The sequence below is a fragment of the Mesorhizobium sp. B1-1-6 genome, assembly GCF_006443035.1.
Classification (GTDB): domain Bacteria; phylum Pseudomonadota; class Alphaproteobacteria; order Rhizobiales; family Rhizobiaceae; genus Mesorhizobium.
This window is the reverse complement of record NZ_VFWR01000013.1, coordinates 189974-211434: the sequence shown is the minus strand read 5'-3', so window position 1 is coordinate 211434 and position 21461 is coordinate 189974. Positions and strand designations below refer to the sequence as shown.

The 21461-nt window shown below is 64.7% G+C and carries 20 protein-coding genes; 12 read left to right on the top strand and 8 right to left on the bottom strand.

The features are described 5' to 3' along the window. Positions 1 to 26: 26 nt before the first annotated feature. Positions 27 to 1259: an ABC transporter substrate-binding protein gene (locus FJ979_RS24975; RefSeq protein ID WP_140584129.1), complete on the bottom strand. Its 1233-nt coding sequence runs from the start codon at positions 1257 to 1259 to the stop codon at positions 27 to 29. 401 nt (positions 1260 to 1660) lie between these two features. On the opposite strand from FJ979_RS24975, the gene FJ979_RS24970 reads away from it, so the two are divergent. Further along, positions 1661 to 2704 carry a LacI family transcriptional regulator gene (locus FJ979_RS24970; RefSeq protein WP_140500287.1) on the top strand — a complete coding sequence of 348 codons (1044 nt, stop codon included), beginning with the start codon at positions 1661 to 1663 and terminating at the stop codon, positions 2702 to 2704. A gap of 102 nt (positions 2705 to 2806) precedes the next feature. Here FJ979_RS24970 and gndA read toward each other — a convergent pair whose 3' ends face one another. From gndA to FJ979_RS24940, 6 genes are all read right to left on the bottom strand, one after another. Beyond that, positions 2807 to 4255, bottom strand: a complete 1449-nt coding sequence (gndA, locus tag FJ979_RS24965) for an NADP-dependent phosphogluconate dehydrogenase (protein ID WP_281405859.1) — start codon at positions 4253 to 4255, stop codon at positions 2807 to 2809. Positions 4256 to 4370: 115 nt separating this feature from the next. Continuing rightward, a complete protein-coding gene (locus FJ979_RS24960) occupies positions 4371 to 6008 on the bottom strand; it encodes a copper resistance CopC/CopD family protein (RefSeq protein WP_140560234.1) in 1638 nt (545 codons plus the stop codon). 51 nt (positions 6009 to 6059) lie between these two features. Continuing rightward, a complete protein-coding gene (locus FJ979_RS24955; RefSeq protein WP_140584127.1) occupies positions 6060 to 6578 on the bottom strand; it encodes a YcnI family protein in 519 nt (172 codons plus the stop codon). 34 nt (positions 6579 to 6612) lie between these two features. After that, on the bottom strand, positions 6613 to 7155 hold the full coding sequence (locus tag FJ979_RS24950; RefSeq protein ID WP_140584126.1) for a copper chaperone PCu(A)C: 543 nt from the start codon (positions 7153 to 7155) through the stop codon (positions 6613 to 6615). Between the two features lie 102 nt (positions 7156 to 7257). Continuing rightward, positions 7258 to 7614 (bottom strand): DUF2946 family protein, encoded by a 357-nt coding sequence (locus FJ979_RS24945; protein WP_140500463.1) that lies wholly within the window; start codon positions 7612 to 7614, stop codon positions 7258 to 7260. Positions 7615 to 7752: 138 nt separating this feature from the next. Next, positions 7753 to 8655 (bottom strand): GntR family transcriptional regulator, encoded by a 903-nt coding sequence (locus tag FJ979_RS24940; protein WP_140500297.1) that lies wholly within the window; start codon positions 8653 to 8655, stop codon positions 7753 to 7755. A 253-nt stretch (positions 8656 to 8908) separates the two neighbouring features. On the opposite strand from FJ979_RS24940, the gene FJ979_RS24935 reads away from it, so the two are divergent. From FJ979_RS24935 to FJ979_RS24910, 6 genes are all read left to right on the top strand, one after another. After that, on the top strand, positions 8909 to 10414 hold the full coding sequence (locus FJ979_RS24935; protein ID WP_140584124.1) for an altronate dehydratase family protein: 1506 nt from the start codon (positions 8909 to 8911) through the stop codon (positions 10412 to 10414). Positions 10415 to 10526: 112 nt separating this feature from the next. Then, positions 10527 to 11525 (top strand): aldo/keto reductase, encoded by a 999-nt coding sequence (locus FJ979_RS24930; protein WP_140522562.1) that lies wholly within the window; start codon positions 10527 to 10529, stop codon positions 11523 to 11525. A gap of 328 nt (positions 11526 to 11853) precedes the next feature. Then, positions 11854 to 12849, top strand: coding sequence for an ABC transporter substrate-binding protein (locus FJ979_RS24925; RefSeq protein WP_140513786.1), 996 nt, complete (start codon positions 11854 to 11856; stop codon positions 12847 to 12849). Positions 12850 to 12911: 62 nt separating this feature from the next. Then, positions 12912 to 14465, top strand: a complete 1554-nt coding sequence (locus FJ979_RS24920; protein ID WP_140584122.1) for a sugar ABC transporter ATP-binding protein — start codon at positions 12912 to 12914, stop codon at positions 14463 to 14465. Further along, positions 14462 to 15430 carry an ABC transporter permease gene (locus FJ979_RS24915; RefSeq protein WP_140500307.1) on the top strand — a complete coding sequence of 323 codons (969 nt, stop codon included), beginning with the start codon at positions 14462 to 14464 and terminating at the stop codon, positions 15428 to 15430. Before FJ979_RS24920 ends, FJ979_RS24915 begins: the two co-directional genes overlap by 4 nt. 61 nt (positions 15431 to 15491) lie before the next feature. Beyond that, the gene (locus tag FJ979_RS24910) at positions 15492 to 16511 is read left to right on the top strand and encodes a zinc-binding alcohol dehydrogenase family protein (RefSeq protein ID WP_140584121.1); all 1020 of its coding nucleotides are present in this window, start codon (positions 15492 to 15494) and stop codon (positions 16509 to 16511) included. Positions 16512 to 16634: 123 nt separating this feature from the next. Here FJ979_RS24910 and phnF read toward each other — a convergent pair whose 3' ends face one another. After that, entirely contained in the window at positions 16635 to 17384 is a 750-nt protein-coding gene (phnF, locus tag FJ979_RS24905) for a phosphonate metabolism transcriptional regulator PhnF (protein WP_140513789.1), read from the bottom strand. A 115-nt stretch (positions 17385 to 17499) separates the two neighbouring features. Between phnF and phnG the strand changes: the two genes are divergently transcribed. The 5 genes from phnG to phnK are packed head-to-tail and all read left to right on the top strand — an operon-like array spanning position 17500 to position 21421. Continuing rightward, positions 17500 to 17961 (top strand): phosphonate C-P lyase system protein PhnG, encoded by a 462-nt coding sequence (gene phnG, locus FJ979_RS24900; protein WP_140566022.1) that lies wholly within the window; start codon positions 17500 to 17502, stop codon positions 17959 to 17961. Next, positions 17961 to 18572 (top strand): phosphonate C-P lyase system protein PhnH, encoded by a 612-nt coding sequence (phnH, locus tag FJ979_RS24895; protein WP_140584118.1) that lies wholly within the window; start codon positions 17961 to 17963, stop codon positions 18570 to 18572. Before phnG ends, phnH begins: the two co-directional genes overlap by 1 nt. Before the next feature lies 1 nt (position 18573). After that, entirely contained in the window at positions 18574 to 19686 is a 1113-nt protein-coding gene (locus tag FJ979_RS24890) for a carbon-phosphorus lyase complex subunit PhnI (protein WP_140584116.1), read from the top strand. Beyond that, the gene (locus FJ979_RS24885; protein WP_246679372.1) at positions 19683 to 20648 is read left to right on the top strand and encodes an alpha-D-ribose 1-methylphosphonate 5-phosphate C-P-lyase PhnJ; all 966 of its coding nucleotides are present in this window, start codon (positions 19683 to 19685) and stop codon (positions 20646 to 20648) included. The genes FJ979_RS24890 and FJ979_RS24885 overlap by 4 nt, the downstream gene beginning before the upstream one ends. Next, complete coding sequence (phnK, locus tag FJ979_RS24880) at positions 20645 to 21421, top strand: phosphonate C-P lyase system protein PhnK (protein WP_056577906.1); 777 nt, start codon at positions 20645 to 20647, stop codon at positions 21419 to 21421. The genes FJ979_RS24885 and phnK overlap by 4 nt, the downstream gene beginning before the upstream one ends. Positions 21422 to 21461: the final 40 nt, after the last annotated feature.

Genomic DNA, 21461 nt, shown 5'->3' with positions numbered 1-21461 from the left:
TCGGGAGCCAGGCGGCTCGTCGGCGGTCAATCGGCCGAGGCGATGATGTCGGCGAAGCGCTTCTGCGCCTCTTCAAGCGTCATGTCGGGCTTGGCGAAGAACTCCGAGAACAGGTCCTCCTTCTGCTTCTGGCTGTCCTGCGAGAGCAGTTGGTCCGTCCAGGGCATGACAGCGCCCTTGGCCAGGATGTCGAGCCCCTTCTTCATGCAATCATTGGCAGCGTTGAGGTCGACGTCGCCGCGCACCGGCAGCGAGCCTTTCTTGAGATTGAAGGCGACCTGGGTCTTGGGATCGAGCAAGGTCTCGGCCAGCACTTCCTGCGCCTTGGACTTGTCGGCGTCCTTGAGCAGCGGGAAGTAGAAGGCGTCGCCGCCGGTGGCGATGACCTCGTTCAGGCCAAGCCCGGGAAGGCAGGTATAATCCTTGCCGGCGGTCTTGCCGGCGACCTGGAATTCGCCTTGCGCCCAGTCGCCCATGATCTGGCCGCCGGCCTTGCCGGTGATGACCATGTTGGTCGCCTGGTTCCAGTCCTGGACATTGGTGTTCTTGGCCATCTTGCGCGCATCGTCGGCGGCCTTGAAGACCTTGGCGACTTCAGGACCGGCGGCGAACGTCGCATCCTTGTCCTTGTAGACCTTGAGGAAGGTGTCGGTGCCGCCCACCGCGGCGAGCAGCACGTCGAAGGCGCCCGACGCCTGCCAGGCCTGCCCGCCGACCGCGAGCGGGACGATGCCGGCCTTTTCCAGCGCCGGGGCGGCGGCGACATATTCGTTCCAGTTCTTCGGCACCGGCACGCCCGCCTTCTCGAAGGCCGCGTTCGACAGCCACAGCCACTGCCAGGAGTGAATATTGACCGGCACGCAATAGATCTTGCCGTCGATGGTGCAACCGTCGAGCAGGCTCTTCGGCCGCACGACCTCGGTCCACTTGCCCTTGGTGGCGACATCGGTGAGGTCGCGCATCAGGCCTGCCTGCACCAGCTCTTCCGCTTGCCGGCCGTGATTGAACTGGGTGGCGCCCATCGGGTCGCCGCCGGTGATGCGGCTGATCATGATCGGCCGCGCCGTGCCGCCGGACCCGGCGATGGCGCCGTCGACCCAGTGGTTGCCGGTTGCGTCGAAGGCCTTGGCGAGTTCGGCGACCGCCGCCGCCTCGCCGCCGGATGTCCACCAATGGGTGACTTCCAGATCGGTTGCGGCCGCCGGCCCGGCAAATGCCGCCGTCGCCGCAAACGCGGCGGTCAGGAATTTGTATCGCATTTCGGTTTCCTCCCAGAATCTGAAACGTTACAGATTTTCGATACGGCAATTGCAAGACATGCGCAACCCTTCCCTTGAAAGTCAGTTCGATATTTTTCGAGCTGCGAACAAAATCCTTTCGCGGCGGTACCCATTGTGCAGCGCAATACACAAATTGCCATGACAAGGCAGAACGCTCGCAAGAAGCTTGCTCAAAAGGCCCTACCTAATGATTCCCAACGCTTTTCGGCGGCGAGCCCATGCGGGCTTTCGACCTCGGCCACAGCCTAGTCGCACACCGCTCGTGACAATCTGTAACGTTTCAGTATAGGCTTGTTGAGCTAAGGAGACGCGCCATGGGAGCGACGGCGGCGATTGCCGGCCTGGCCGGCGGCTGCTAAGCGCCTGACGGGGCGGGACGAATGGACAGACGGCGCACGGACAGCGATGACGAGACGTCGGCCAGGGAGCGGCCGACGCTGAAGACGCTTGCCTTCATGACCGGGCTCGGCGTCACCACCGTGTCGCGGGCGCTGAAGGACGCGCCGGAGATCGGCGCCGAGACCAGGCGCCGCGTCCAGCTCGTGGCCAAGCAGATCGGTTACCGGCCGAACCGCGCCGGCGTGCGCCTGCGAACCGGCAAGACCAACGTCATCAGCCTCGTGCTCAACACCGAGCACGAGATCATGAGCTTTGTCTCAGACATCATCTACGGCGTCACCGAAGTCATCGCCGATACGCCCTACCATCTGATCGTCACGCCCTACTCGCGCTCGCAGGATCCGCTGGATCCGGTGCGTTATCTCGTCGAGACCGGCTCCGCCGACGGCGTCATCATTTCGCGCACGCAGCCCAACGATCCAAGGGCCCGCTACATGCTGGAGCGCGGCATACCTTTTGCAACGCACGGCCGCACCGATATGGGGCTCGTGCACCCCTATCATGATTTCGACAATTACGCCTTCGCGGCCGAGGCGGTGCGCCATCTGGCCGGCCTGGGCCGGCGTCGGCTGGCCCTGGTGACGCCGCCGGTAGGCCTGACCTATCACGGCCACACCGTGAACGGCTTTGCCGACGCGCTGAGCGAAGTCGGCGCCTCGGAGGTGCCGTTCAACACCGTTTCGATCGACCACTCGATCGAGCAGATCAGGATGAGGACCGCGCAGCTGATGCGGCGCGACATCAGGCCGGACGGCATCGTCAGCAGCGCCGCGGCCGCCACGCTTGCCATTGTTGCCGGCATCGAGGACGCCGGGTTGAAACTCGGCCGCGACATCGACGTGGTGTCGAAGCAGTCGTCGGAACTGCTGCATCTGTTCCGCCGGGAACTGCTGATCGTCAACGAGAACTTCCGGCTGGCCGGCTCCGAGCTAGCCCGCGCCGTGCTCGGCTGGATCGGCGGCGCGGCGCCCGGCTCGCTGCAGTCACTCAGCGCGCCGGGCGAAGTTGTGGCCTATCGCGGCTGATTGAAGCCCCGCCGCCAGAGCAATTCCCGCGTAGCTTTCCTAAGGCATTGCCCAAAAAACAAAGAGATAGAGCGGTACGCCGTTCCGCGAAACGCTGAACCGCTAGCCGGCGGCGCCGCTCCCCCAGGGTCCATGGAAGGCGCCCTTGTCATCGATACGCTCGAAGCCATGCGCACCGAAGAAATCACGCTGTGCCTGGATCAGGTTCGAGGTCCCGCGGCCCTGGCGATAGCTGTCGAAATAGGCAAGGGCCGAAGACAGCGCCGGCACCGGCGATCCGGCTTCGGAAGCCCTGGCCACGACGCGCCGCAGTGACGGATGCGCCTCCTGCATCATGGTGATGAAGGCCGGCGCCATCAGGAGATTGGTCGAAGCGCCGCCGCGGCCGAAGGCTTCGGCCATGGTGTCGAGCATCTGCGATCGGATGATGCAGCCGGCACGCCAGATCTTGGCGATGGTCGGCATCGGCAGGTTCCAGTTGAACGCCTTCGAAGCGCCGCTCATCACGGCGAAGCCTTGCGCGTAGGCTGATATCTTGCCGGCGAACAGCGCCAGTTCCAGATCCTTGAGCAGGTCTGCCTTGTCGCCCGAAATCCTGGTGACGCCGATGTTGCCATAGGCTTTTTCCGCCGCAAGCCGCTCGTCCTTGATTGATGACAGGACGCGTGCCGCCACCGCCGCCTCGATGGCGGTCGCCGGAATGCCGAGTTGCTGTGCCTCGATAACGGACCATTTGCCGGTACCCTTCTGGCCGGCGCGGTCGAGGATGATGTCGACCACCGGCTTGCCGGTCTTGGGATCATCTGACGCCAGCACCTTGGCGGTGATCTCGATCAGGTAGGAGTTGAGCCGGCCCTTGTTCCAGCCGGCGAATACGGCGCCGATCTCCTTCGGCGCCATGCCCAGGCCATCGCGCAGGATGCCGTAGATCTCGCCGATCATCTGCATGTCGGCATATTCGATGCCGTTGTGGATGGTCTTGACGAAATGGCCGGCGCCGTCGGTGCCGAGCCAGGCCGCGCATGGCTCGTCCTTGAACTTGGCGGAGATTGCCGTCAGCACCTTCTCGACGCGCTTCCAGGACTCCTCGGTGCCGCCGACCATGATCGACGGCCCGTGGCGCGCACCCTCCTCGCCGCCGGACACGCCCATGCCGATGAAGGTGAGGCCGGAGCCCGCCAGCTCGGAAAAGCGCCGCATCGTGTCGCGGAAATTGGCGTTGCCGGCATCGATGACGATGTCGTTATGGGACAGCACGCCGCGCAATGCGGCGATCTGTTCATCGACCGGCTTGCCGGCCAGCACCATGATGATGATCGGACGCGGCGGCCGGATCGCGGCGGCGAGTTCTTCCAGGCTGTAGCAGGGGACAACCATATCCCTGAGCGCGCCGGCATTCTCGACAAAGGCATCCGTACGCGCCTTGGTGCGATTGAACACAGCGATGCGGTGCCCGTGCTCGGCGATGTTGAGCGCCAGGTTGGAGCCCATCGTGCCAAGGCCGATCAGGCCAATTTCGGCTTTTTCCATGTTTCTTCCCTGCTTTCGGATCTTGTTTGTTCGAGCCCGCGATTGCCCGGGTTTTTGCCAAGATGCATCCTGCCAGGATGATTGACGGGCCTTCAGGCTCGCGTCAACCGCCTCGCCGAATTGTGTTGGAGAGCCATCACGGCCTGATGTCTACCGGCGCCTCGATCTTCACCATCTCGAAATCGGAGACCAGTATGTCGATGCGCGCCATCCACCGGCCAGGGACCGGGATGACGAGATCGTCGACACGCCAGCTGCCGTCGCCGGGCTTTGTCGCGGCCCGCTTCAGCGGCTCGATGCCGGAGTCCGGCTTCGACAGCACCAGCGTCACCTCCTTGGCGTCGAGCGGCCCGAAATCGCCGGTCATGATGATCATCGAGGCGGCGACCGGCCCGGCATGGCCGGGCGTGATGCTGAGGTCGGCCATCGCCTTCAGCGCGTGGATATGAACCGACACCGGCTGCGCCGCGGCAATCGCCAGCGCCCGTGGCGGCGGCGTGAAGCGCCAGCCGGCGGCAACACCGAAGATGGCGAGTACGATCAGTATTTCGACGCCGATCGAACGGGTGAGCCTGCGCCGCACTTCCGTCGCCCCCGCCTCGGCCATTGCCGTCAATCTCCAGCGGTTGACGGCGGCGAGCGTGAACAGGAAGACCAGCAGCGCAAGCTTGACCAGCAGCAGCCGGCCATAGGCGGTGTTGACCAGCGCTGCGGGTGTTTGCACCTGGATGACGGCCAGCACCACGCCCGCGGCGGCGAGCAAGGCCACCACCGGCATGATAGCGGCGGAGAACCGGCGAAGGAACGTGACGGCTTCGGCATCCTGCCGTTTTAGCGCGAGTCCGAGCGGCGCCAGCGCACCGGCCCAGAAGGCAATGCCGGCGCCGTGCAGGAACACCATCGGCCGCGTCAGCCATTGTGGCTCGGCGGCACTTGCGTGGCCGCTGGCGGCGAGCGCGAGGCCCGTTCCGGCCAGGCCGACGAGCGCGAGGGGCCTGGCGGCCGCGCGCGGTCCGGCCAGCGACAAAAGGCCGAGCCCCAGCGCGATCAACGCGATCAACACCGTCCAGCCGAAGCTGGTGCCGAGACCGGCGGTCCAGATGGCCGGCTGCGCCATATGCGAGAGCGGTGCGCCGAGCGCATCCAGCCCTTGAAAGCCAAGCGACATGGGTGCCGCGACCAGCCCGCACAGGATTGCGGCGGCAACGAAGCGCTGTCCGGCGCGGCCACCCCGCGCCAGCCAGGCGAGAGCGAAGGCGCCGCCGACGCCGAGGAACAGGCCGATATAGAGGCAGACCTTGCCGATCCAGATCGCCGAGCGCAATTGCCAGTCGACGGCTTCGGAAACAGCCGGCGGCTGGCTCGCCGCGCCGATGGAAAACAGCAGAGAGCCGCCGACCGGATGACCGTCGGCGGAAATCACTCGCCAGCTCAGCACATGCGTGCCCGATCCAAGTGCCTGCGGATCGTCGATCACGACGGTCTGGTCGCTGAGGCGGAAGGACGTCAGCGGAACGGGCGTGCCGTCGGGCTTCACCAGCGTCAGCACCAGTGGCGAGACCGGTTCGCTGAAAGTCAGCGCGAATTGCGCCGGGGCCTGCGCCAACACGGCGCCATCGGCCGGATCGGTCTTGATCAGCGCGGCGTGGGCGAAAGCCTGATTTGTCGCCGCCATGGCAATCAGCAGCACGGCCACGACCAGCAGCCCAGCAGAAACCCGGCCGATGAGCTTGCCGGCCGCGCGAACCGTCCTGAAAGGGAATATCACCGTCATGTCATTGCCATAAATGCAGCGCGCTCCTGACATGGAGCGCGCCGCGAGAGTTTACTTTTTCGGCGTGAGCTTGATGCCGGGCGCGGGGTTCTCCAGGGCGTCTTCGTCCTGCCCGGCCGCCGGGATTTCGATCCAGCGGTCGGCGGCGCCATCGCACTCCTGCACCACCGGGAAATAGAGTTTCTGACCCGCCGGGAGGTCTGCCGTCAGCATCGCACGGAAGACGAACTCGTCGTAGAATTCGTCCGGCAGATTGCCGCCGCTCCAATCGACCTCCTTGACGCCGTCGGCCACCGCTTGGCCGTAGAGTTGGTAGGATTTCTCGTACTTGCCCTTCTTGATCTGCAGCGTCCAGCCGGGCTTCGGCATCGGCTTCACCGCGATCACCCCTTCCGGGATCTGCACGCGCACGGCGGTCGTCGCCTTGCCGTCACAGCCATGCGGCACCCGCAGGATGGCCTTGTAGGTCGAACCGACCGCCGCTTCCTGTGTTTCGAGCGTGACATGGGCAAAGGCGGCACTGGTCCCCAGCGCCAGAAGCGCGCCGGCCGACAGAAGATACTTGTTCATGATGGTCCCTCTGAATTCAATATGGATGGCGCGGTCAATTGGCGTGGTCGTCCATGCCACCGCCCATGCCTTCGACAGCGAACTCGACGTTGACGGCGCCAGCCTTTTTGAAGGTCAGCGTGGCGGCGAATTCTTCGCCCTGCTTGGGTTGCCGCTTCAGGCCGATGAACATCAGGTGATAGCCGCCGGGTGCTAGCGCCACCTTGCCGCCGGCCGGGATTTCCAGGCCGCCCGTCACCGGCCGCATGGTCATGACGCCGTCCTTGACGCCCATTTCATGCAGCTCTGCTTTTTCGGAGACGTCGGAGGAAATCGACAGCAGCCGGTCGGGTGCATTGCCCTTGTTGGTGATGGTGAAATAGCCGCCGGCCACCTTGGCGCCTGTGGGTGTCGCGCGCGACCAGGGATGCTCGATCTCGAGATCGCCGGCCTTGAATTCATGCGCGCAGACGGCCTGGGCACCGAAGAACAAGAGCACAAACGCCAGCACGGCAAGGCCGACACGTTCATTGAAACGGCGCAGGAATTTGGTGCGGCCGCCCGAAGGAGGCGCCGCGATATGAAAAGCTTGGGACATGGTTTGCTCCATGAATAGGGGATCGCGCCGTTGGCCGGTCGCGAACGATTCGTTATTTGGATGAAAGCACCGGCGGAAGGTTCCGCCGAGCGTACAGCAGGCTCAGGCCGAAAGCGGCGGCGCGCGCGGGTTCGACGGCGACCGCTGGCGCGCGAAATTGAGATGCGTGGCCGCCGGAAAGATGAAAACGACGGCTTCGAACGAAAGCGAGGCCAGCGCAAGCCCGGCATCGGGTGGCGGCGCAAAGGCCGCTGAAACCATGCTGCAGCCCAGCATGCAGCATGCCGGCAGATGCGACGGATGCGGGCCGCCATCGGGAAGCTGGGCAGTGCCCTCGTGGGTGCAGATGACGTTGCCGAAGGCGTCGATTTGCGAGGCGGCCGGTCCGGTGGCGAAGGCGAATGCGCTCAGCGTCGACTGAAGCAGCAGCAGGTAGGCCGCGACAAGCGCGACCGGAATGCTCCACCGTCTCCCCTTTTTGGTCAAATGACTTGCCTGTTCAAACCATCTGCATCTTCAAGCGATCACCGGAAGATGTCTACCACGGCAGCAAGAGACGGAAAATCGGCAAATCGGTGCTGCGGCAACGCGGCGCGATCAGGGCCTCTGTGGGTGCCGGCTCTCGGGGATCGAGGTCAGCAGCGTCTGGCGCGCCGACTTCAAATGCTTGCGGCAGGCGGCATCGACCTTGCCCAGGTCGCGTGATTTGAGCGCCGCGATATAGGCCAGATGCTCGCCGATCGCGATTTCGTTGCGCTCGCGCTCCTGCGCCTTGTTCCACTGGTAGTGGTAATGGAAGATCATGGCGATGACATCATAGAAATCGACGATGAAGCGGTTGTGCGAGGCGCGGTGAATCAGCCGATGGAAGCGCTCGTCGAGCTCGGAGAATTCGTTGAAGCGCGTGGCGATGTCACGGGCGAGGCCGCGGTGTTCCTCTTCGAGATTGTCGAGATCAGCCCACACCGCGCTGTCCTGCGGCAGTGCGGTGAACGCCGATGCCGAGCGCAGCTCGAACATCTCGCGGATTTCCGTCAACTCCAGCGCGAAGGCGCGGGTGAAACCCTTCAGCACCCAATGGCTGTTGCGGCGCTTCTCGATCAGGCCGAAGCGGGAGAAGCGGATCAGGAACTCGCGCACGCTGGTGGTGCCGACGCCGATCTCGCGCGCCAGTTCGAGCTCGTTGATCTGCATGCCGGCCTCGGCGCCGCCGGCGAGCAGCCTGCGCATGAACGACCGCTCGATGATCTCGGCCAGCGTGTCGGTCTCTTCCTCGGGAAAGAAATCATCGGGGCGCGTTTCGCGCAGCACCGTCTTGGCGCGCTTGTTCCAGGCGATCAATCCGGTTTCTTCCATGCGCGCAAGGATGCTGCGCACCGTGGTGCGGCTGACGCCGAGCAGCGTACCCAGCTCCGGTTCCGAAGGCAGGCTGCGCGTCTCGTCGAGCAGCCTGAGGCACCTGTTATAGGCATCCTTGTAAACGTTGTTGCTCTTCGACATGCCCTGACCCATCGCTGGCCGGCGCTTGCGGCGGCCGGCTTGAAGCGCAAATATGACGTTCCTATCGCCCTCGATAGCGGAATCGCTTTGCCGAGGGGCTCGCTTACCGGTTGCAGCGCCGCTACTCATCCAGCCGCACAGGAACTGCCGGAAAAAACAATTGACGCAAAACTGTTTTTTCACGATAAAAGACATTAACTCTTAACAAGCGCGTGTCAATCCGCGCCTCCCAGGATCACCCCAGGAAACGCCCGTGAACGCCTCCAACTCAATTCTTCTGTCCCCAGCCGACAATGTCGCGGTCGCCAACGGCCGCATCGAGACCGGCACCGCGCTGCCCGGCGGCGCGCTTGCCGCCGCTATCATCGAGCCCGGCCACAAGGTGGCGATCAAGCCGATTCCCGCCGGGTCCGCCGTGGTCAAATATGCCCAGGCGATCGGCCGCGCCACGCAGGACATCGCGCCCGGCGAGCATGTCCATTCGCACAATCTGGTGTTCGAGGCCGGCCGCCTGCCGGTGGTGCCGCCAAGCGAGGCCGAGCATGCGACCGAGGCTGACCGCGCCCGCACCTTCATGGGTTATCGCCGCGCCGACGGCCGCGCCGGCACGCGCAACTTCATCGGCATCATCGCCAGCGTCAACTGTTCGGCGACCGTCTGCCACGCCATCGCCGACGCGGCCAACCGCACGCTGCTGCCAAAATATCCCGGCATCGACGGCTTCGTCCCGATCGTCCACGGCCAGGGCTGCGGCATGAGCGCCACCGGCGACGGCATGATGGTGCTGCACCGCACATTGGCCGGCTATGCCCGCCATCCCAATTTCGGCGGCGTGCTGATGGTTGGGCTCGGCTGCGAGGTCAACCAGCTCACGCTGTACGGCCAGAAGGGTGCGGCCGCCGGTAAACGCCATTTCAACATCCAGGATGCCGGCGGGTCGCGCAAATCGGTCGAAAAGGCCATGGGCGTACTGGCCGAAATCGCCGAGGAAGTCGGCCAGCTCAAGCGCGAACCGATCCCGGTCAGCGAGATCGTCGTCGGCCTGCAATGCGGCGGCTCCGACGGCATGTCGGGCATCACGGCCAATCCTGCTCTAGGTGCCGCGGTCGATATCCTCGCCGGCGTCGGCGGCATCGGTATTCTCTCCGAGACGACGGAAATCTACGGCGCCGAACATCTGCTCGCCTATCGCGCCGCGACGCCCGAGATCGCCAAGAAGCTCGATGGCTACGTCAAGTGGTGGGAAGACCACGTCGCCAAGCACGGCGCCTCGATCGACAACAACCCCTCGCCCGGCAACAAGCGCGGCGGCCTCACCACCATCCTGGAGAAATCGTTGGGCGCGGTCGCCAAGGGCGGCCAGACGCCGCTCAACGGCGTCTTCGGCTATGCCGAAAAGGTCACCGGCAGCGGGCTGGTGTTCATGGACACGCCCGGCTACGACCCGGTGTCCGCCACCGGCCAGGTGGCGGGCGGCGCCAACATCATCGTCTTCACCACCGGCCGCGGCTCCTGCTTCGGCTGCCGGCCGACGCCGTCGATCAAGGTCGCCACCAACTCGACCATGTATCATCAGATGGAAGAGGACATGGACGTCAATTGCGGCGTCATCGCCTCCGGCGAGAAGACCATCGCCGGCATGGGCCGCGAGATCTTCGAACTGATCGTCGAGACGGCCTCCGGCCGCAAGACCAAGAGCGAGGATTTCGGCTACGGCGACAACGAGTTCGTGCCCTGGCATCTCGGCGCGACGCTCTAGCTCTTTGAAGTCGCGCAGTCCGGAAAGTGGCCACGAGCTTTCCTGGAATGCTGCGGCTTGAGGTCTTGGAATCTGCCGCGCCGGATAATGGCGGGCAACGGGGAGGTTGTGCATGGAAAAACGCCGCATCGGCCAGACGGCGCTCGAGGTCACCGAAGTAAGCTTCGGCGGTGCCGCGATCGGCGGGCTCTACCGCGCCTGTTCGCGCGAGGCGGCGATGGAAACGTTGCAAGGCGCGTGGGAGGCGGGCCTGCGCTATTTCGACACCGCGCCCTTCTATGGTTTCGGCCTGTCGGAGCGGCGTTTCGGCGACTTCCTGCGCTATAAGCCGCGCGATTCCTATGTGCTGTCGACCAAGGTCGGGCGCCTGTTCCGGCCCGTTCCGGAGGATCAGGTTCCCGATCACTCCTATGTCGATCCGCTGCCCTTCGCGCTCGACTACGACTATTCCTATGACGGCATCATGCGCTCGGTCGACTTCAGCTATGCGCGGCTTGGTCTAAACAGGATAGACATCCTGTTTGTGCACGACATCGGCGTGTACACGCATGGCGTCGAGAAGACCAAAATGCACTTTCGCCAGTTGATGGACGGTGGGCTCAAGGCGCTCGAAGAACTGAAAAACTCCGGCGTCATTTCCGCCTACGGGCTCGGCGTCAACGAAGTCCGGATATGTCTCGACGTGATGCGTCGCGCGCCGCTCGATTGTATCCTGCTCGCCAGCCGCTATTCCTTGCTCGATCGCAGCGCCGAAGCCGAACTTTTGCCGCTCTGCCGCGCCCGACAGACTTCGCTGGTCATCGGCGGTGTGTTCAACTCCGGCATATTGGCGACCGGACCGGTGCAGGGCGCCCATTTCGACTACAAGCCCGCCAGCGGTGACGTGCTCGACCGCGTCGGCGCGATGGAGCGGATCGCCGCCGAAGGTGGTTACCCGCTCGCTGCCGCCGCGTTCCAGTTCCCCCTCCAGGAATCCTCGGTCGCCACCGTGCTGACCGGCACCGCCAAGCTGGCGAACCTGACCCGCAATCTCGAACTGCTCGATGTCGACGTGCCTCAGGCGGACTACGCCAGGTACCGCCCCTACACCGTGGTGCAGGAATTGGCATGAAGCCGCCGGCCCGCCCGGGTGAAGGTGCGATCGCGGGGCTTCACGATCCCGCGAACCGGAGAAGGAACGGGCATTCTATATTGACTAATTTATGGAATTAATATTCCATACGTTAGTCACGCGAAACGGGAAGCGTCGGGCAGAGAGCAAGGCGCCAGTGCGGTCATGACCGCCGTGTCCCGAGGATGGCATAAACACCGCTTGCATCGACCGGATCGATGCACTATCAAAATGCTGCAACTGTTTTTTATTGATAAAGTTCTGTTTGGCTACGCCTATCCAAACCGAGCTTCCGTATCGTTCACCGGGCGACCTAGGGAGGAATTCCATGAAATTCGTGACCAGCATTCTCAATCGCCGCGCAGTCATGGCGCTGGCGGCCGCGTCGATGCTTGCCGGCGTCATGCACTCGGCGCCGGTTTCGGCGGCGGACGTGACCATTCCGATCATCGTCAAGGACACCACGTCCTTCTACTGGCAGATCGTTCTGGCCGGGGCCCGCAAGGCCGGCAAGGATCTCGGCGTCAACGTGCCGGAGCTCGGCGCCCAGGCAGAAACTGACGTCAACGGCCAGATCTCGATCCTCGAAAACGCCGTTGCCAGCAATCCGGCGGCGATCGTCATCTCGCCGACCGAGTTCAAGGCGCTCGGCAAGCCGATCGACGAAGCCGCAGCCAAGGTCAAGGTTATCGGCATCGATTCCGGCGCCGACTCCAAGGCCTTCACCTCCTTCCTGACCACCGACAACGTCCAGGGCGGCCGCGTTGCCGCTGACGGCCTCGCAGCGGCCATCGGCGAAGCCAATGGCGGCAAGATCGAGGGCGACGTTGCCCTGATCACCAACACGCCTGGTGCCGGCTCGCTCGAACAGCGCAAGCAGGGCTTCATCGAGCAGCTCAAGGCGAAATATCCGGGCCTGAAGCTGGTCGCCGACAAATATGCCGACGGCCAGGCCACCACCGGCCTCAACATCGCCACCGACCTGATCACCGCCAATCCGAACCTCAAGGGTATTTTCGCTTCCAACCTGATCATGGCGCAGGGCGTCGGGCAGGCTGTCGCCGAAAACAGCCTCGGCGGCAAGCTGGCGCTGGTTGGCTTCGACAGCGACGAGAAGCTGATCAAGTTCCTCAACGACGGCGTCATTTCCGCCCTCGTCGTCCAGGATCCCTACCGGATGGGCTATGACGGCATCAAGACCGCGCTTGCCGCCTCCAAGGGCGAAAAGGTCGAGACCAATGTCGACACCGGCGCCAACCTGGTCACCAAGGCCAACATGAAGGATCCCAAGATCGACGCGCTGCTCAACCCGAAGCTCAACTGAGCATCGGCACGCGCAACTGTTTCCGGGGCCTCTGCGCCCCGGAAACAACAGGGAGGATTGCCATGACGTCGACCGCGCAGGAACTGCATCCGGCCCCCGTGCTGGAGCCCGGCAGGACGATCCTCGAGCTGCAGGGTCTGGAAAAGCGGTATCCCGGCACGCATGCGCTGAAGCCTGTGACCCTGGCCTTCAAGGCGGGAGAGATCCACGCCATCGTCGGCGAGAACGGTGCCGGCAAATCGACCCTGATCAAACTTCTGACCGGCGTCATCCCGCGCACCTCCGGAGAGGTTGTGTGGGAAGGCAAGCCGGCTGCCCTGGCGACGCCGCACGAAGCCATGGCGCTCGGCATCAACGCCGTGCACCAGGAAGTCGTGCTCTGCCGCCACCTGACCGTCGCCGCCAACATGTTCCTCGGCGAGGAGAACTCGCGCTTCGGCATCCTCCAGCAACGAGCCATGGTCAGGGAAGCGCAGAAGATCATCGACGGTCTCGGCTTCGACCTGCCGGCGCATGTCGTGCTCGGCGATCTCACCATCGGCCAGCAGCAGCTGATCGCCGCCGCCCGAGCCACCGTGCGCGGCACCAAATTCCTGATTTTCGACGAGCCGACCGCCTACCTCACCCGCAAAGAGGCCGACCAGCTGTTCACGCTGATCCGCCGCCTGAAGGGTGAAGGCGTCACCATCATCTACATCAGCCATCGCATGGAGGAGGTGTTCGAGCTCGCCGACCGCGTCTCGGTGCTGCGTGACGGCACGCTGGTCGGCACCCGCAACATCGCCGAGACCAATGAGCCGGAGCTGGTCAAGCTGATGATCAACCGCTCGATCGAGCAGATCTATCACAAGGAGCATTTCACGCCGGGCGCCGTCATCGCCGAGGCGCGGAACCTGTCCGGCAAGGGTTTCGAGAATGTCTCTCTGTCGGTGCGCGCGGGCGAGATCGTCGGGCTCTACGGCCTGATCGGAGCCGGCCGCAGCGAATTCGTCACCACCCTCTACGGCCGCCACCGCAAATCGGCCGGCCAGGTGTTGTGGGAAGGCAAGGAGGTGCAGGTCAACTCCGAGCACGACGCCATCAAGCTCGGCATGGCGCTGGCACCGGAAAGCCGCCGCGACCAGGGCCTGTGCCTCAACCTGCCGGTTGCATTGAATCTCAACCTGCCGATCTACAAGCGCATATCGAAAAATCTGCTGATCTCGTCTGCGCAGGAGAAGGCCGAGGCGGACCGGCAGATCGCCGACCTCAGGATCAAGACGCCGACGCGCGGCGCGCTGGCCTCCAGCCTGTCGGGCGGCAACCAGCAGAAGATCGTCATCGGCAAGTGGCTGGCGCACGGCGCCAAACTGTTCATCTTCGACGAGCCGACGGTCGGCGTCGATGTAGGCACCAAGGCCGAGATCTACCGGCTGTTCAGTGTGCTGTTGTCCAAGGGCGCGGGCATCATCCTGATCTCGTCCTATCTGCCTGAGGTCTACGAACTGGCTGACACGCTGCATGTGTTCAGGCGCGGCAAGCTGGTGGCCACGCATGGTTTCCGCACCGCCGATCACGAGGACATTCTGGGCCAGGCCCTGGCCGAGAAACAAGAAAAGACGGGAGGACAGACATGAGCACCGAGGCGATCCCTGCCGAAAAGCCGAAGCGCAACTACAATGCCCTGTTCGGGCTGACGCTGCTTGGCCTGCTGCTTCTGATGTGGGTCATCCTGGCGGTCGCCACGCCGTCCTTCGCTTCGGCGCTCAATATCACCAACCTGCTGCGCCAGGGTTCTCTGATCGCCATCCTGGCCGTCGGCCAGACCTTCGTCATCATCACCGGCGGCATCGACCTTTCCGTCGGCGCCATCGTCGGCTTCGCCACCGTCATCGTCGCGCTGCTGATCAATGCCGGCTGGCCGGTCTGGATCGCGGTTCTGGCGACGCTGCTGGTGGGGGTCGCCATCGGCCTGTTCCACGGTTTCGGCATCGTCAGGATGGGCCTGCCGCCCTTCATCATCACGCTGGCGACCATGACCTCGCTGCGCGGCATCGGTCTCCTGATGACCAATGGCAATTCGATATCGATCAACAGCGACGCGTTCCAGGCGTTTTCGCGCGGCTCGCTGCTGGGGATCCCCTATCTGTTCTGGATGGTAATCGTGGTTGCCCTGCCCTCCTACGTCTTCCTGCACCACACGCGATGGGGACGCTATCTCTTCTCCGTCGGCTCGAACGCGGAAGCCGCGCGCCTCTCCGGCGTCAACGTGCCGCGCACGATCTACATGGCCTATGTGCTGTCCGGCCTGTGCGCGGCTTTCGTCGGCGTGCTGCTCGCGTCCCGCATCGGCATCGGCAATCCGACGCAGGGCGACACCTACGAGCTGCAAGCCATCGCCTCGTCGGTGATCGGCGGCACGTCGTTGTTCGGCGCTATCGGTTCGGTGCACGGGCCGCTGATCGGCTCGTTCATCCTCTCCACCATCAACAACGGCGCCAACCTGCTCAACGTCAACACGTTCTGGCAGCGCGTCATCACCGGCATGTTGATCATCGTCATCGTCTACTTCGACGGCCTGCGCCGCCGAGGTGGCAAGTAAAATCGATCGCCGGCCGGGTCGAAAATCGGCCGACGATTCCATGAACCGACTGGATTGAAGCATGAAAGCCGTTGTCTGCCGTTCGCCCGGCGACCTTGTCGTGGAAGACCGTCCCGCGGCTGGCTCGCCGCCTCCCGGCTGGGCGCTGGTGGCGGTCAGCCATGTCGGCATCTGCGGCACCGACTACCACATCTTCGAGGGCAAGCATCCCTTCCTCGCCTACCCCCGCATCATGGGCCATGAAGTGTCGGGGACCATCGTCGAGGCGGGCGAAGGCGTTGGTCTTGCCACGGGCGAGCCGGTCATCATCAATCCCTATCTGGCGTGCGGCAAATGCATCGCCTGCCGGCACGGTAAACCCAATTGCTGTGTCCGGATCGAAGTGCTCGGCGTGCATCGCGACGGCGCCATGTGCGAACAGATCCTTATCCCGGAACAAAACCTCTATCCAGCCAACGGCCTGTCGTTGGCCGATGCCGCGGCCGTCGAATTCCTGGCCATCGGCGCCCATGCGGTGCGGCGCTCGCGTGCCGATCCCGGCGCACGGACGCTCGTCATCGGCGCCGGACCGATCGGGCTCGGCACCGCCATCTTCGCCCGCATCGCCGGGCTCGACGTGACGCTGCTCGACATGAGCAGCGAAAGGCTCGGCTTCGCCGCCAATGAACTCGGCTTCAAGACCCTCGACGGGTCGCGCGGCGCGGCATCCGATCTGGTCAGCGAAGCGACATCAGGCGAAGGCTTCGACGTGGTCTTCGACGCCACCGGGAACACCGCCTCGGTGCAGTCGGCCTTCGCTCATGTCGCGCATGGCGGGACATTGGTGCTGGTCAGCGTCGTAAAGGACGACATCGCCTTTTCCGACCCCGAGTTCCACAAGCGCGAGATGACGCTTGTCGGCAGCCGCAATGCCTTGAGGGCCGACTTTGACCACGTCGCCGCTTCGATCCGCGATGGCGCGGTGCCGCTGGCCAAGCTCGTCACCCACCGCACCACGCTTGCCGACACGCCACGTGACCTCGCCCGCTGGGCGCATGAGAAATCCGGGCTGATCAAGGCCGTGATCGAGGTAGGGGCATAACATGGCAGGCCGTGAACCCGGCCCGAATTGACCACACCCCCGCGCAGGGCGACCCCCAAACGCCAAGCCGCTGACAAGTGCGCGCGACCGGGCTGGTCTGATTCCAGCGTTAGGCCGACACGCCTACAGCGCCGACAGTTTCAGCTCCACCCGCTCCGCCGGGAAGCGCGCCTCGGCGAATTGGATCGGCCGGCCGTCCGGCGTCATGTTGACGGCCACCGTGACCAGCACGATGCCGCCCGGCTGCAGATCGAGGTCGGCAAGGTCGGAAGCATCGGCGTGACGCGCCGACAGCACCGTCGATTGCCTGAGATAATCGTCTATGCCGAAACGCTTGAGCGATGCGGTGATCGACCCGGTCTCGGCCATGGCCACATCGATGCCGGCGAAGCGCCTGGCGTCGAACCAGCCGGAAGCGCGCGACACCGGCTTCCCATCGGCCTCGCCGCGCGTCTCCAGGCGAATCACATCCGATCCCCTGGCAACGCCCAGGGCTTCGGCGACGCGCCGGCTGGCGGGCTCGACCGATGAGGCCAGCAGCACGATATGCCGCTCCGACGCCTGGCCCTGCAAGCCGGTTGAAAATCGCGTGCGCGCGCCGATCGGATAGGACAGCCGCTTGCGCGACAGCACGAAAGTGCCGCGCCCCTGCTCGGCCCGCAGTACCCCGTCTTGCACGAGCGCCGCGATGGCGCTGCGCACCGTGTGACGGTTGACGCCATAGCGCTCGGCCAGCGCCACCTCCGGCGGCAGCGCGGCATTCTCGGCAAAATCGCCGGCAGCGATCGATTGCAGGATTCGGTCGGCGATCTGGCGCCACAACGAGACGCCGCTGCGCCGCTCGATACCGTCAGCCACGTGTTTTCCGTTCACGGTTTCGCCCCTGGCCGGCCCTGTCACGCACCCGTCATGGACTCGCGTTAGGTAATGGGTATAATTCGTATGGTTGTCTATATCAATAGACAAATTAGAAGCAAGGATGTTGCTCATGCGAGGACAGGAAGCGCGCGACCAGGCCGAACGCAAGGCGGCCATGGCAACCCTGGCGCAGTCCAGCGGCGACGACATCGTTCGCCTCTGGAACGAATCCGGCCTGCCTGCCGAGGTCGAACTGCTGCGCGGTCCCGAGACCGGCCTGGTTACCATGCGCGGCCGCATCGGCGGCGGCGGCGCGCCGTTCAATGTCGGCGAGGCCACCGTGACCCGCGCCACAGTGCGCCTGCCGTCCGGACAGGTCGGCCATTGCTATGCGCTCGGCCGCGACAAGCAGAAGGCGAAGCTGGCGGCCATCGCCGACGCGCTGTGGCAGGACCCCGCCCACCGAGAGGCGGTCGAAACGGGCCTTCTCGCGCCGCTGCGGGCTGCCTTGACCACGGCACGAGAAAGGCGCCGCGCCGAAACGGCGGCAACGAAGGTGGATTTCTTCACCATGGTTCGCGGAGAAGATTGATGGATATCGCAGCGCAATCGATCGAGGGCGGGTTCGCCGATCCGGTGTTCAACGCCCAGACGGTGTTTCGCGCCGTCATGGACGCAATGGCGCGGCCGGGCAGCGTGCACCCCTTGCCGGCCCTGGCCCGCCCGCCGGCGCCGCTTTCGGCGACATCGGGCGCGGTTGCGCTGGCATTGTGCGACAATGACACGCCGCTCTGGCTCGACCCGGCCCTGCATGCCTCGGCAGCGGTCATGTCCTGGCTCGGCTTTCACAGCGGTGCGCCGCTGGCCAACACCCCGGCCGACGCGCATTTCGCCTTTGTGGCCTCGCCGGCCGAGATGATGGCGCTCGACGGTTTCTCGCAAGGCACGCAGGACTATCCCGACCGCTCGACCACATTGATCCTGCAGGTCGGCGATCTCACGTCAGGCACGCCGCTGCTGCTCGAAGGTCCTGGCATCGAGAAGACGGCGACGATCGCGCCGGCCCGCATGCCGCGTCATTTCATCGAGCAGTGGAAGCAGAACATCAACCGCTTTCCGCGCGGCGTCGACATCATCCTGGCGGCACATGACAGCCTCGCCTGCCTGCCGCGTACGACACGCATCAAGACGACGGAGGCCTAGCATGTATGTCGCGGTAAAAGGCGGCGAAGCTGCAATCGCCAACGCCCACAGCCTGCTCGCCGACCGTCGGCGCGGTGACCGCTCGGTACCGGCACTGCGCCTCGACCAGATCGTCGAACAGCTGGCGCTCGGCGTCGACCGGGTGATGAGCGAAGGCTCGCTTTACGATCGCGAACTCGCCGCACTCGCTATCGTGCAGGCGCGCGGCGACATGATCGAGGCGATCTTCCTAGTGCGGGCCTACCGCACCACGCTGCCGCGCTTTGGCTATACAAATGCCATCGACACCGCCACCATGCTGGTCGAACGCCGCGTTTCGGCGACCTACAAGGACCTGCCCGGCGGCCAGTTGCTTGGGCCCACCTTCGACTACACGCACCGGCTGCTCGATCCCGAGCTTGCCGCCGGCGCCGATGTCGCCGCGCCCTTGCGGCGCGAGACGGAAGCGCAGGCAATGCCGCGCGTCTCGGCGATCCTCGCTCGCGATGGGCTGATCGAGCCGGACGGAGACATGCCGCAGGACCATGTCCCCGGCGACATCACCCGCGAGCCGCTGGAGTTCCCGATGGCTCGCGACATCCGCCTGCAGGCGCTGTCGCGCGGCGACGAGGGCTTCCTGCTGGCGCTCGGCTATTCCACGCAGCGCGGCTATGCCCGCAACCATCCCTTCGTCGGCGAGATCCGCATCGGCGAGGTCGAGCTGGAGCTCGACGTGCCCGAACTGCCTTTCGCGGTGCCGCTCGGTACCGCGCGCGTTACCGAATGCCAGATGGTCAATCAGTTCAAGGGCTCGGCCAAGGCGCCACCGCAATTCACACGCGGCTACGGGCTGGTCTTCGGCCAGAGCGAGCGCAAGGCGATGGCCATGGCACTCTGCGACCGCGCTCTTCGTGCAAGCGAACTCGGCGAGGACATTGTCGCCGCCGCCCAGGACGAGGAATTCGTCATCTCGCACTCCGACAACGTCCAGGCGACCGGCTTCGTCGAACATCTGAAGCTGCCGCATTATGTCGACTTCCAGGCCGAACTCGACCTCGTGCGCCGCATGCGCGCCGAGTACGACGCCCGCGAAAATCCCGGCAAGATTGAAGAGAAGAAAGAGGCCGCGGAATGAGCGCGCAACCGACCGACATCGCCAGCTACAACTTCGCTTATCTCGACGAACAGACCAAGCGGATGATCCGCCGCGCGATCCTCAAGGGCATCGCCATTCCCGGCTATCAGGTGCCGTTCGCCTCGCGCGAAATGCCGATGCCCTATGGCTGGGGCACCGGCGGCGTCCAGGTTACCGCTTCGATCATCGGCCCCGACGATGTGCTGAAGGTCATCGACCAGGGCGCCGACGACACCACCAATGCGGTCTCGATCCGCGCCTTTTTCAAGAAGGTCGCCAATGTGGCGGTTACGACCGATACCGCCAGCGCCAGCATCATCCAGACCCGCCACCGCATTCCCGAATATCCACTCGCCGCAGGCCAGGTGCTGGTCTACCAGGTACCGATCCCCGAGCCCCTGCGCTTTCTCGAGCCACGCGAGACCGAAACGCGCAAAATGCATGCGCTGGAGGAATACGGCCTCATGCATGTGAAGCTCTATGAGGACATCGCCAAGCACGGCCGCATCGCCACCACCTATGCCTATCCGGTGAAGGTCGAGGGCCGCTATGTGATGGACCCGTCTCCGACGCCGAAATTCGACAATCCCAAGATGCACCGCTCGCCGGCTTTGCAGCTGTTCGGCGCCGGCCGCGAGAAGCGCATCTACGCGCTGCCGCCCTTCACTGATGTGGTCAGCCTCGACTTCGAGGATCATCCGTTCGAGGTGCAGACCTTCGACCAGCCCTGCGCGTTGTGCGGCGCCGAGAACGTCTATCTCGATGAGGTCATCCTCGACGATCACGGCGGCCACATGTTCGTCTGCTCGGACACCGATCATTGCGAGAAGCGGCGCAGCACGCCTCCCTCCCCCTTGTGGGGAGGTCGCGCCGAAGGTGGCGGTAGCGACCCATCGGCAGCCCCCACCCCGGCGCTGCGCGCCGACCCTCTCCACAAGGGGGAGGGTAAGGAGATACAATGACCGACGAACCCTTGCTGCGCGTTTCGGCGCTCTCCAAATTCTACGGCTCGCGCGTCGGCTGCGACAACGTCACCTTCGATCTGTGGCCGGGCGAAGTCCTGGCTGTCGTGGGCGAATCCGGCTCCGGCAAGACGACATTGCTCAACTGCCTGTCGACGCGGCTGCTGCCCTCCTCCGGCACCGCCAGCTACCGCATGCGTGACGGCCAGTTCCGCGAACTCTACCGCATGAGCGAGGCCGAACGCCGCTTCCTGATGCGCACCGACTGGGGCTTTGTCCACCAGAATCCGGCCGACGGCTTGCGCATGACGGTGTCGGCCGGCGCCAATGTCGGCGAGCGGCTGATGGCGGTGGGCGACCGCCACTACGGCAAGATCCGCGCCACCGCCGTTGACTGGCTGTCGCGCGTCGAGATCGAGGAAGACCGCATCGACGACGAGCCGCGCGCCTTTTCCGGCGGCATGCGCCAGCGCCTGCAGATTGCCCGCAACCTCGTCACCGGCCCGCGGCTGGTGTTCATGGATGAACCGACAGGCGGCCTCGACGTCTCGGTGCAGGCGCGCCTGCTCGATCTCTTGCGCGGCCTCGTCACCGATCTCGGCCTCGCCGCCATCGTCGTCACCCACGACCTCGCGGTGGCGCGGCTTTTGTCCCAGCGCATGATGGTGATGAAAGACGGCCGCGTCGTCGAAAGCGGCCTCACCGACCGTGTGCTCGACGACCCGCGCGCGCCGTACACGCAATTGCTTGTTTCCTCGATTCTGCAGGTTTGACGATGGCGCCAAGTCACCCCCCTCTGTCCTGCCCGCAAAC